At 50.9% G+C, this 12316-nt stretch carries 10 protein-coding genes and 2 rRNA genes; 11 read left to right on the top strand and 1 reads right to left on the bottom strand.

Annotation, left to right across the window (positions count from 1 at the left end; genetic code table 11):
• Positions 1–125 (top strand): 23S ribosomal RNA (locus tag KJS57_RS25265); the annotation flags it as partial.
• A gap of 211 nt (positions 126–336) precedes the next feature.
• Positions 337–453 (top strand): 5S ribosomal RNA (gene rrf / locus KJS57_RS25260).
• Between the two features lie 677 nt (positions 454–1130).
• Here rrf and KJS57_RS25255 read toward each other — a convergent pair.
• A complete protein-coding gene (locus KJS57_RS25255) occupies positions 1131–1571 on the bottom strand; it encodes a spore coat protein (protein WP_244861708.1) in 441 nt (146 codons plus the stop codon).
• Positions 1572–1849: 278 nt separating this feature from the next.
• Between KJS57_RS25255 and KJS57_RS25250 the strand changes: the two genes are divergently transcribed.
• From KJS57_RS25250 to KJS57_RS25210, 9 genes are all read left to right on the top strand, one after another.
• Positions 1850–3703: an assimilatory sulfite reductase (NADPH) flavoprotein subunit gene (locus KJS57_RS25250; RefSeq protein ID WP_213656758.1), complete on the top strand. Its 1854-nt coding sequence runs from the start codon at positions 1850–1852 to the stop codon at positions 3701–3703.
• Positions 3704–3732: 29 nt separating this feature from the next.
• Entirely contained in the window at positions 3733–5463 is a 1731-nt protein-coding gene (cysI, locus tag KJS57_RS25245; protein ID WP_213656755.1) for an assimilatory sulfite reductase (NADPH) hemoprotein subunit, read from the top strand.
• Positions 5464–5740: 277 nt separating this feature from the next.
• Positions 5741–6352, top strand: coding sequence for an FHA domain-containing protein (locus tag KJS57_RS25240; RefSeq protein ID WP_244861707.1), 612 nt, complete (start codon positions 5741–5743; stop codon positions 6350–6352).
• 48 nt (positions 6353–6400) lie between these two features.
• Positions 6401–7390: a glycerophosphodiester phosphodiesterase family protein gene (locus KJS57_RS25235; RefSeq protein ID WP_213656754.1), complete on the top strand. Its 990-nt coding sequence runs from the start codon at positions 6401–6403 to the stop codon at positions 7388–7390.
• A 14-nt stretch (positions 7391–7404) separates the two neighbouring features.
• On the top strand, positions 7405–7530 hold the full coding sequence (locus KJS57_RS26815; protein ID WP_373316863.1) for a hypothetical protein: 126 nt from the start codon (positions 7405–7407) through the stop codon (positions 7528–7530).
• A 223-nt stretch (positions 7531–7753) separates the two neighbouring features.
• A complete protein-coding gene (locus tag KJS57_RS25225; protein ID WP_213656753.1) occupies positions 7754–9490 on the top strand; it encodes a proline--tRNA ligase in 1737 nt (578 codons plus the stop codon).
• A gap of 106 nt (positions 9491–9596) precedes the next feature.
• Entirely contained in the window at positions 9597–10652 is a 1056-nt protein-coding gene (locus KJS57_RS25220; RefSeq protein ID WP_213656752.1) for an ABC transporter ATP-binding protein, read from the top strand.
• Complete coding sequence (locus KJS57_RS25215; RefSeq protein ID WP_211020280.1) at positions 10645–11448, top strand: ABC transporter permease; 804 nt, start codon at positions 10645–10647, stop codon at positions 11446–11448. The genes KJS57_RS25220 and KJS57_RS25215 overlap by 8 nt, the downstream gene beginning before the upstream one ends.
• 6 nt (positions 11449–11454) lie before the next feature.
• Positions 11455–12243, top strand: coding sequence for an ABC transporter permease (locus tag KJS57_RS25210; protein WP_211020281.1), 789 nt, complete (start codon positions 11455–11457; stop codon positions 12241–12243).
• The last annotated feature ends 73 nt before the right edge of the window (positions 12244–12316 follow it).

Below are 12316 nucleotides of genomic sequence, written 5' to 3'. Positions count from 1 at the left end.
CCCCCCTCAAGATGAGATTTCCCAACTAGTAAGACCCCTTGAAGACCACGAGGTTGATAGGCCTGAGGTGGAAGTGCAGCAATGTATGGAGCTGACAGGTACTAATCGGTCGAGGGCTTATCCAAAAGATACCCCAAAAAGTGAAGCGAGGCTTCGAAGGTAATTCCGATTACTTTTCGGGGACCCCGGTGAACCAATTAGGGGCTAACACGCAAATTCACGTTTCGTATCCAGTTTTCAGGGAGCAAGATCTGATCGATAGCAATTCAAGTAGTTGCTACGTGAAGAGTTGCTGCACGGCATTTGGCGATGCCGCAACCTGAGCAATTTTACCCGTTTGGTGGCGATAGCGGAGGGGTTCCACACGTACCCATCCCGAACACGACCGTTAAGCCCTCCAGCGCCGATGGTACTTGGACCGAAGGGTCCTGGGAGAGTAGGACGCCGCCAAGCAATGAAGAAGAGCACTGCCGATCACCTCGGTGGTGCTTTTTTTTTTGTTGCTGCTATCTAATCAACAACTTAACTGTAAAACCTGCAGTTATTTTCGCAAGACAAGCTCATTCTAGACAAATAACTGTAAAACCTACAGTTAATTCTGCAATTTTAGCTCGGAATGGCCCAAATTCTCCAAAATAACTGTAGTTTTTGCAGTTAATTTAACCCGGGAAGCCGAGGAAGCAAAATTAGATGTAGTAATTACAGTTAATTAAGCAGGGGAAAGGTGCTAAGCTGCTTAAGTGCTGGGCTACAGGGCTGCAAAGTTGCAAATGATGCAAGGCTGCAAAGAAGCAAGGCTGCAAAGTTGCAAATGATGCAAGGCAGCAAGGCAGCAAGGCAGCAAGGCAGCAAGGCAGCAAAGAAGCAAAGAAGCAAAGAAGCAAAGATGCAAAGATGCAAGGCAGCAAAGTTGCAAAGACGGTTAGCTGCTAAGACGCTAAGGATCTCAGCTGTTTAGACGCAAGCAGCTTAGTTGACCTTAAGTACTCTGTTTACATGGGTTATTTGAATCGAATACATAAGGGTCCTGGGAGACTAGGACGTTGCCAAGCAACGAAGAAAAGCACCGCCGAGATGATCGGCAGTGCTTTTGCTATTCTATGAGTTAAGACGAAACACGCTGGCCCCGCTTAAAGCCTCAGCGCCGCAGTTGCCATGTTTACATCGTTACAAAGGAGTTGTTCTAAATTATACGCAGGATAGTAGCCCTTGGAGCACATAAAGTTAAATATTATGGCATGAAGATCGATAGCACAAATTAATTGCTTCTGGAAGGTTTCTCGCAAAATAGGGGTGGCAGTTTCGGTAATTGCAATCGAATAGTTGCGGACTGCCGTTTTGGCAAAGCCAAGCAGGCTGGCAGCATCAAAGGCGGTCATATCGGGCATATGGCTTCGATTCATCGTCGGTGCCAGTGGATAGAACTTAAGGAGTTCCTGCAGATTTTGCTCCAGCATGCAGATCGTTTCCTTGTAAAGCGAGCAAAGGACCGGGTCTTTGATGGTTGGCAGTTTTTGTTTAAATGCAACTAAATTTACGGATTGAAAAGCTACCAGTTCGTGAAGTTCCATCGTTTCATGCCAAGCCAAATGCTTCGGGCTACCTTGGTATAGGCTCACGTTGTCACACTCCAATAGAGAAATTTGATTCAATATATGCATTCGCCCAGATTTGGTGATTCCAGTAACTAGGAATTAAAAGTAAAAACTTACCTTTATCAGAAAACCTAATCGGTTCTATAAAATGATTCGAATTGACCAATTTCGCGAGCTATGATAAGTTCAAGTAAGTATAATTCTGATCATATTAGTAGGAATTGAATTTATGGAAGCTACGTGAGGTGGATATGTTGGAATTTCAAGTTACGAACAGTCCTTTTAATCAAGAGCAAGCGGAATTGTTGAACCGTCTGTTGCCTTCGCTGACGGATACGCAGCGCTTATGGCTTAGCGGGTATTTGGCTGCGGTGCAGGGAACGGCAGCAGCTGCAATCTCGGCTCCGGCTGGAGGAGCCCAAGGGTTAGCAACAGCAGGATCGACAGTAGACTCGGGTCCTGTGGTATCCAAAGAGGTCACGGTATTGTTTGGCTCGCAGACCGGAAACAGCAGTGGATTGGCCAAAAAGCTCGGCAAGCGTCTTGAAGAGCAAGGGTTTCAGGTAACGCTTAGCTCAATGGGCGACTTCAAGCCTAATACCCTGAAAAAAATCGAGAATCTCTTAGTCCTGGTAAGCACGCATGGCGAAGGGGAACCGCCGGATAGCGCGATTGCTTTCTATGAGTTCTTGCATAGTAAAAGAGCACCGCAATTGGACAATTTGAGATATTCGGTGCTTGCACTCGGGGATACGTCTTACGAATTCTTCTGCCAGACCGGCAAAGATTTCGACAAACGTTTGGCGGAGCTCGGCGGTAAAGAGCTTGCTCCTAGAGTCGACTGTGACGTGGATTTTGCTGAGCCGGCTTCGGAATGGATGAATCAGGTGCTCGGCGCATTGGCGCAAGGCGCGGGGAACGGAGCGGGAGCGGTTGGTTCCAGTGCGACACCAAGCTCTGTCGTATGCGAAGCGGAATCGGAATACTCCCGGAGTAATCCTTTCCAGGCTGAAGTCCTGGAAAATCTCAATCTCAATGGTCGTGGGTCGGACAGGGAAACACGTCATGTCGAAATCTCCCTGGAGGGCTCGAATCTTCAGTATGAGCCGGGCGACAGCCTGGGGATCTATCCAGAGAACCATCCGCGCCTGGCGGATGAATTGATCGAAGCGATGGGCTGGGATGGTAATGAATCCGTGTCTGTCTACAAGCAAGGCGAAACGCGGTCCTTGCGGGAAGCGCTGCTGCGGTATTTTGAAATCACGGTGCTGACCAAGCCGCTGCTAAAACAGTTGGCGGAGCTGACCGGAAACTCCGGTTTAAAAGACTTGCTCGATCCCTCCAAAACAGAGGAATTAAGAACCTATCTGAGCGAACGGGATCTGCTCGATCTGGTGCAGGATTACTCTCTAAAAGGAATTCCGGCCGGACAGTTCGTATCGTTGTTGCGTAAGATTCCGCCGCGCTTATATTCGATTGCGAGCAGCCTGAAGGCCAGCCCGGATGAAGTCCATGTGACCGTTCGCGCAGTGCGTTATGAAAGCAACGGCCGCAACCGCTACGGCGTTTGCTCGGTGCAGTTGGCCGATCGCATTCAGCCGGGAGATTCCTTGCCGGTGTTCATTCAGCACAATCCGAATTTCAAGCTGCCGGACAATCCGGAAACGCCGGTTATTATGATCGGTCCCGGTACGGGAGTCGCTCCATTCCGGGCGTTCCTCAGCGAACGCGAAGAGACGGGAGCGCAGGGGAAAACCTGGCTGTTCTACGGGGATCAGCATTTTTCGACGGATTTCTTGTATCAGGTGGAATGGCAGCGCTGGTTGAAAGAAGGCGTGCTGACCCGGATGGATGTTGCTTTCTCCCGCGATACGGAGCAGAAAGTATACGTTCAGCACCGGATGCTGGAAAAGAGCCGCGAGCTCTACGAATGGTTGCAGGAAGGCGCAGTGATATACGTTTGCGGCGATGAGAAAAAGATGGCCCACGACGTGCACGCGGCGCTTGCCACGATTCTTGAGCAGGAAGGCCGGTTCAGTCCTGAGGAAGCATCGGAATATTTGACCCGGATGCAGCAGCAAAAACGTTATCAGCGGGATGTCTATTAATTCCCTGACCGTGAGAGGAGAAAGATCGAATGTCTGAGAACAATTTATTGTCGCCGAACAGTGCGCCGCACAGCGACGTGGAAGATATAAAAGTCAGAAGCAATTATTTGCGCGGCCAGCTGGAAGAGGTACTCGAGGACCGTATTACGGCCTCGATTCCGGAAGATGAAAACCGGTTGATGAAATTCCACGGCAGCTACATGCAGGACGACCGGGACCTGCGTAACGAGCGCAGCAAACAAAAGCTGGAACCGGCATACCAGTTCATGCTGCGGGTACGGGCACCGGGCGGCGTGGTAACGCCGGAGCAGTGGCTGATGATGGACCGGGTTGCTCAAGCTTATTCCAGCGGGACGATTCGCTTAACGACGCGGCAATCGGTTCAATTGCACGGCATCCTGAAATGGAATATGAAGAAGACGATTCAGGAAGTGCATAACTCGATGCTGACCACTTTGGCGGCTTGCGGTGACGTCAACCGTAACGTAATGTGTAACCCGAATCCGAACCAATCGGATATTCACGCGGAAGTGTACCATTGGGCAAGCCGGCTTAGCGAGCACCTGGAACCGCAGACCAAAGCTTATCATGAGATTTGGCTGGACGGCGAAAAGGTATTGGACAGCCGGGACAACGGAACGGAAGAGGAGCAGGAGCCGATCTACGGCAAGGTCTACTTGCCGCGGAAATTCAAGATTGGCATTGCGGTACCGCCATCGAACGATGTGGATGTATTTTCCCAGGATTTGGGACTTATTGCGGTCACCGAGAACGGCAAACTAAAAGGATTCAACGTCGCTGTCGGCGGCGGGATGGGCATGACGCACGGAGACGTGAAGACCTATCCTCAAGTGGCCCAGGTGATCGGCTTCTGTACGCCGGAGCAAGTCATCGATGTTGCGGAAAAGACCGTGACGATTCAGCGGGATTACGGAGACCGTTCCGTTCGGAAGCATGCCCGGTTCAAATATACGATTGACGACCGCGGCATCGATTGGTTCGTTGACGAGCTGACCCGCCGCCTGGGATGGACGCTGGAAGCTGCGAAGCCTTATCAGTTCGACCATCATGGCGATCGCTACGGCTGGGTAAAAGGTAACGGCGGCAAATGGCATTTTACATTGTTTATCGAGAACGGCCGGATTAAAGATGAAGAAAACTACCTGCTGATGACCGGACTGCGGGAAATCGCCAAGCTGCATACCGGGGATTTCAGGCTGACGGCGAATCAGAATCTGATCATTTCAAATGTAACGACCGCAAAAAAGAAAAAGATCGATGAACTCATCGCTAAGTATGGAATTACGTCCGGCGAGCATTATACTGCGCTCAAACTCAATTCCATGGCTTGCGTGGCGCTTCCTACTTGCGGGCTGGCCATGGCCGAGTCGGAACGCTATCTGCCGACATTGTTGGGCAAGATGGAGCCGCTGCTGGAGGAGAACGGTCTGCGGGAGGATGAGATCGTCATCCGGATGACCGGATGCCCGAACGGGTGCGCGAGACCGGCGCTGGCTGAGCTTTCTTTTATCGGCAAAGCACCGGGCAAGTACAATATGTACCTCGGCGGCGGTTTTGCGGGAGAGAGACTGAACAAGCTCTACAAGGAAAACATCGGGGAGACGGAAATCTTGGATTCTCTGCGGGTTCTATTTGCCCATTATGCCAAGGAACGGCGTGAAGGAGAGCATTTCGGCGATTTCACGATTCGTGCCGGGTACGTCAAGGAAGTCCGTTCAGGTCAGGATTTTCATGCTTAATGAACATGACGAGCATCATGAAATTTTAACTATCCAAGGGAGTCTTTGCCGGGTTTTACGGCGGGGCTCTCTTTTTTATAGGCAGATGGTTTATCAGTCATTTATGAGGGTTTTATCATTGTCCGGCGATTTTGTTAAAATAGGAGATAAGCTAAGATAAACGAAGACAGGGAGTCTGGAGGGAAATAAACTGGAAACTTACGCATGTCTCTATATCATCCGCGGGGAGCCGTACCGTCCGGGTACCTGCCTCAATCTGAGCCAACCGGAGACCGAAGTGGGCAGAGGCACTAAAGATAATGCGCCGGGCATCGCCTTTACGAATATTTTTGTATCCCGGCATCATTTGAGCATTCGGCAAGAGGGAGAGAAGGCAGTACTTTATGATTTGGGCAGCCGGCACGGAAGCGAGGTCAACGGGGTTCCCGTAATTCCACATGCACCTTATGTGCTGGAAAATAACGACCGGATTCAGTTGGCGCGGGGAACCATAATTATGCACTTTTCATATGCCTCGGCTGAACAGACACTGGAATTTGAATCCATCCGGGAAGTGCCTGAAGCGGAGGAACGTGAAATAGGCCAAGTATCCATCCTATGGGAAAAACGGGAGTGTCAGGTTGACGGACGCAAAATTCCGATGTCGGAAAAAGAATTTCTCTTGCTCCGCCTGCTCCATCAGCATATGAACCGGCTCGTGACCATCGCGGAAATCAAAAGTATCGTTTGGCATGACCGGACTTGGGGGACCGACGGATTGCCTGATGTGACGGCGGATGAAATCAATGCGCTTATGTACCGCATCCGGAAAAAATACGGTAAAGATACCTTTCAGATTACCTCTGTCCGCGGAAACGGCTATATTCTCGAAAGCGACCCGAACCATTAGGTCGAATTGGAGTAGTCGTTACGTGTTTCTATTTTGGAGGACACGAAAATGAACTTGTTAAAACGCTGGATCAGACGGAAGCGGTTTTGGATCGCAGTCGGATTGCTCCTGTTCATCTGGATCAATAATACTTCGCTGTTTATTGGAAATCATCATGAGGATGAGGGTCCCAAGTTGCTGGCTCACCGCGGTTTGGCACAAACCTTTTCCATGGAAAATATTCAGAATGATACCTGCACGGCGGAACGGATTTATGAACCTGAGCATCCTTATCTGGAGAATACGATTTCTTCCATGAGAGCGGCGTTTCTGGCAGGTGCGGATATGGTGGAATTGGATGTTAAGCCGACAAAAGACGGCCAATTTGCGGTGTTTCATGATTGGTCTCTGGAGTGCAGGACCAATGGGCAAGGAAAAACCGTGGATTATACAATGGCGGAACTGAAGCTTCTGGACATCGGGTACGGCTATACGGCAGACGGAGGTTCAACGTATCCGTTTCGGGGGAAGGGAATCAATTTGATGCCCTCTTTGACGGAAGTGCTGAGACAGTTTCCCGATCAGAACTTTTTGCTACATATCAAAAGCAATGATGCGGAAGAAGGAGTTCAGCTTGCGGAGTATTTTAGCGGGATGTCTCGTGAAAAGCTGGAGCGATATACCGTGTATGGTGGTGACGAACCGATCGCGGCCCTAAAGGAGAAATTACCCGATATGCGGGCCATGTCCAAGGAGACGCTCAAGGAATGCCTTATCTCCTACGAGGCTTCAGGCTGGACCGGTTATATTCCTTCGGCATGCCGGAATACGGAATTGCATATTCCCGAGAAGATCGCCCCGTGGATTTGGGGCTGGCCGGATAAGTTTCTTAGCCGGATGGAACGTGCGGATACGAGGGTTATCGTGGTGGGGGGAGACGGAAGCGACTTTTCCAGCGGTTTTGACAGTCTGGAGGATGTAAAGCGGCTTCCTTCCTCGTATAGCGGTTGGATCTGGACGAACCGGATTGATCGTCTGGCAGGCCTCAAGGCAGATTAGACAAAGGAAATCGAATGCGCTCAAACCGCAGGTGCTGTTTCTACTTGACTAATTCGGATCGATCCTGTATTTTATCCAATAATAAACTCATATTGTTAAAATGCTTAGACCAAGGCCCCATCGTTCAACAATCGCGATAACAGAGAGGAATCCCGCAGGCTGAAAGGCTTCCCGCCGCGACCGGACGTTGACCCTACCTTGTGAGCAGTAACGGAGACTGGGGATTATACCAATTAGCCGTTGCCGGCAGCTGCCGTTATTTAATGAAGGACCGTTGCTATGCCGACGGTTAAACAAGGGTGGTACCACGACACATTCGTCCCTGACGAATGTGTCTTTTTATGTTGAAAGGGGAGTTTGATCATGCGCCAAAGCCAATTATTACTGAATACACTGCGGGAATCGCCGGGCGATGCGGAGGCTGTTAGCCACCAATTGCTGCTTCGCGCCGGTCTCATCCGACAGTTGGCCGCCGGGATTTACACGTATATGCCGCTTGGCAGACGGGTGCTGCGCAAAGCGGAGCAAATCGTACGGGAGGAAATGGACCGGGCCGGAGCACAGGAACTGCTGATGCCGGCCATGCAGCCTGCTGAACTATGGGAGGAATCCGGCCGTTATGAGGTATATGGTCCGGAGTTGATTCGTTTGAAGGACCGCCATGGACGGGAATTCGCATTAGGGCCGACTCATGAAGAGGTAATCACTTCGCTGGTCAAACAAGAAATAAGCTCATACCGGAGATTGCCTGTTACTTTGTATCAAATCCAGACTAAATATCGTGATGAGCGTCGCCCACGTTTCGGACTGCTGCGTGGCAGGGAGTTCCTGATGAAGGATGCGTATTCATTCGACCCGGACTGGGAAGGATTGGACCGTTCCTATTGGGAGATGTATCATGCCTATCATCGGATATTCGAGCGCTGCGGCTTGAACTTCCGCGCGGTGGAGGCGGATGCGGGAGCGATCGGGGGCGAAGGGGGAACCCATGAATTCATGGCTTTAGCCGATATCGGTGAGGATACGATTGCCACATGTACGTGCTGCGACTATGCCGCTAATCTCGAAAAGGCAGAATCGGGTTCTAACTTCAAAACTGTTATCGGAGCTGGAACTGAGGACTTAGGGCAGCCGGAAAAGTTCAATACACCGGCCATCAAAACGATCGATCAGCTTGTATCCTCGTTAGGAGTAAGGGCAGCGGAGATCATGAAAACGGTGCTTTTCGCGGTTGACGGAGAACCGGTAGCTGTAGTCGTGCGCGGGGATCAGGAAATCAATGAGCTGAAAGTAAAAAGTTTCCTGGGCGCCGAGATGATTGAAATCGCCGATCCGGAGTCGGTGCAGGCTTGGACTGGAGTTCAGGTAGGTTTCATCGGTCCCTACGGTTTGACTAATATCTCTGTTCTATTAGATCACTCAGCGGCAGAAATGGAACATGGAATTGCCGGGGCCAACGAGTTGGATTATCACTACCGGCAGCTTGTTCCTTCCAGGGATTTGACGCATTCCAAGGTGGGGGATTTTCGCACGGTACAGGAAGGCGAACCATGTCCTCGCTGCGCCGATGGAACCTTGAAATTCTACCGCGGCATTGAGGTGGGACATGTATTCAAGCTGGGGACCAAATACAGTGAAAAGCTGGGCGCGACGTTTCTTGACGCTTCGGGCAAGGCCCAAACGATGATTATGGGCTGCTACGGGATCGGGGTTTCCCGTATTTTGTCCGCTGTCATTGAGCAGAACCACGACGACAACGGGATCGTCTGGCCACTGGCATTGGTGCCATACCATGTGCACCTGGTGCCGGTTTCGGTGAAGGATGAAGAACAGGCTCGGCTCGCTGAAGAACTGTATCAACGCTTGCAATCGAAAGGTGTTGAAGTGCTGCTCGATGATCGCGATGAACGGGCCGGGGTTAAATTCAAGGATGCTGATCTGATCGGACTCCCGGTGCGAATCGTGATCGGCAAGGATGCCGCAGCAGGTCTGGTTGAATATGCGGAGCGTCATTCTCCTCGTGATAAAACGTCGCTTAGTGCCGATGACGCTGTGGAACGAATTCTGGGAATGCTTAATACGGCTAATATTGGACATTAGGATGAGCCTTTCCGGGCTGGCGCTTTTTTCTCAGCTGCTATATAATTTTAAGGCGATATGGATGGAGCCCGTCCATCGATCTTAAGTTTAGAGAGGTACTGCGAAGATGAATGCAATTGAAGTGAAGGATTTGCGCAAAACGTTCAAGGTTCAGAAGAACCGCGAAGGCTTGAAGGGCGCTTTTCAAGATTTGTTCAAGCGGCAGTACAATGAGGTCGCCGCTGTAAAAGATATTTCGTTCCAAATTCCTCAAGGAGAAATCTGCGGATATATCGGCGAGAACGGCGCCGGTAAGTCGACGACGATTAAAATGTTGACCGGAATTCTAGTTCCGACTTCCGGCCATCTATCGGTCGGCGGATTTGTTCCATATGAGGAGAGGGAGAAGTTCGTTCAGCATATCGGCGTGGTATTCGGACAGCGGAGTCAGCTGTGGTGGGATATCGGGGTGATCGAATCGTTCCAGCTGCTTCGCAAGGTATATAAGGTGTCGGAACAGGATTTCAAGCGCCGGCTGGACGAATTGGTGGAACGGCTTCAGCTGCAGGATCTGCTGAACCGTCCCGTGCGTAAGCTCAGTCTCGGTCAGCGGATGCGCTGTGAGCTGGTGGCTGCACTGCTCCATAATCCGTCCATCGTGTTTTTGGACGAGCCGACGATCGGACTGGACATTGTGGTCAAATCGGAAATCCGCGAATTTCTGAAGGATATGAACCGTGAGCATGGCACAACGATCCTCCTCACGACTCATGACCTTCAAGATATCGAGGCGCTTTGCTCCCGAGTCATTATGCTGGATGATGGCCGGATCATTTATGACGGCGGGCTGGAAGAACTGAAAAACCGCTGGGGCACCGGGCGGGAAGTCCAATTCCAGTTCGGAACCGGCACGAAGCTGGCTCAGCTTCAAGCCTGGACGGCAGGACTGCCTGTGGAATGGTCGGCGGAGAATGATTTAGGCGCCAAGGTCTGGATCCCGCTAGAAATCAATGTGTCCGACGTGCTCGGACAAGTTGTCGGGAAGGCGGACATTACCGACATCAAAATCATCGAGACAAATACGGACGATATCGTTCGCAGCATTTATCAGTCCGGTTCCGCCGAGAAGAAAACGGACGCGAACGATGTGACCGAGGACGAGAGCGTGATGACTCATGTTTAGCGGAGCCAGCGCGTATATCGATTTTATCCGAATCCGGTTCTTGACGATGCTGGCGTATCGGGTCAATTACTACACAGGCATTCTGATTTATACGCTCAATATTGGAGTGTACTATTTTACCTGGAAAGCGATCTACGGAGGCGGCGGGGAGCTGGGCGGGTTCACCGCGTCGCAGATGACAACATATTTGGCTGTTTCGTGGATGGCCCGCGCGTTTTATTTTAACAATCTGGACCGTGAAATCTCAACAGATATCCGGGACGGAAGTATCGCGATTCAGTTTATCCGGCCTTATAACTACATCATGGTTAAAATGATGCAAGGTTTTGGTGAAGGCTTGTTCCGGTTCATGCTGTTTATGATCCCTGGGATGGCGATCGCCATGCTGCTCTTTCCGGTGAAGCTTCCGACCGCGCCCGAGGCGTGGGCAGGGTTTCTCGTCATGCTGTTTTTCAGCTTTCTGATCAATTCTCAGCTTAATGTGATTACCGGGCTGATGGCTTTTTTCGTGGAAAATAATGAGGGCTTCATGCGCATGAAACGGGTTGTCGTCGACCTGTTCTCCGGCCTGATCATCCCGATCAGTTTGTTTCCGGGCTGGCTTGCCGACATTATGGGATTTTTACCGTTCCAGGCGATAACTTACTTGCCGGGTTCCGTGTTTACCGGACGGATTCAAGGCGTAGGCATCTGGCATGTGCTCGGGATTCAGGTGCTCTGGTTCCTGCTATTGCTGATCCCTATGGTCTTGCTGTACCGGATGTCGCGGAAACGCCTGTTTGTGCAGGGAGGTTAAGGAGATATGTCATATTACTTAGGGCTCATCGTAGAGTATTTGAAAAACTACATTAAAACCCGGATGACTTACCGGGCGGATTTCTGGGTTGAAGTCATTTCTGATCTGCTGTTCCAGGCGACGAATCTGATCTTCATCTTCGTAATCTTCATGCATACCGACAGTCTTGGCGGCTGGAGCCAGGGCGAAGTGGTGTTTGTTTACGGATTTTTTATGGTGCCTTTTGGCGTGTTCAGCTGTTTCATCAATTTGTGGGGCTTCAGCGAACGCTATATTGTAAAAGGGGAAATGGACCGGGTTATGACCCGTCCGGCGCATAATCTGTTCCAAATCTTCTTGGAAAATGTCGATCCGCCTGCGCTGGTAGGCTCCATCATCGGGATCGTGATCATGGCGATCAGCGGATCGCAGTTGGGCCTGCCGTTTGAATGGTGGACCATTCCCGCCATGCTGGTGCTGACGATTAGCGCGGTAGCGATTTATACGGGGATTTACACGGCTCTGACGTCGCTGTCTTTCTACTCCGATGCACCGACCGGCATTCTGCCGTTGATGTTCAACGTTCAAGGTTACGGGCGTTACCCGGTAACCATTTACAACCGCGCCATTCAGGTGCTGCTTACCTGGATACTGCCGTTTGCCTTCGTCGGCGTCTACCCGGCGTCGTTATTTCTGGAGCGCGAGGAGATGAGGAACATGGCGTTTCTCACTCCGGTCGTGGGCGGGGTGTTCCTCGCCATCGGTTTGACTGCTTGGAACTATGGAGTTCGGCGGTATCGGGGCGCAGGGTCTTAATAAATGATACGGACGCCGCAGAGGTCGCATTTGATTATCTAATCTGTTATGTTCCGTTTTATAGTGGACATTG

This window comes from Paenibacillus vini (assembly GCF_018403325.1).
Lineage (GTDB): Bacteria > Bacillota > Bacilli > Paenibacillales > Paenibacillaceae > Fontibacillus > Fontibacillus vini.
The sequence above is the reverse complement of the archived record's forward strand: the minus strand, read 5'-3'. Positions and strand labels throughout refer to the sequence as shown.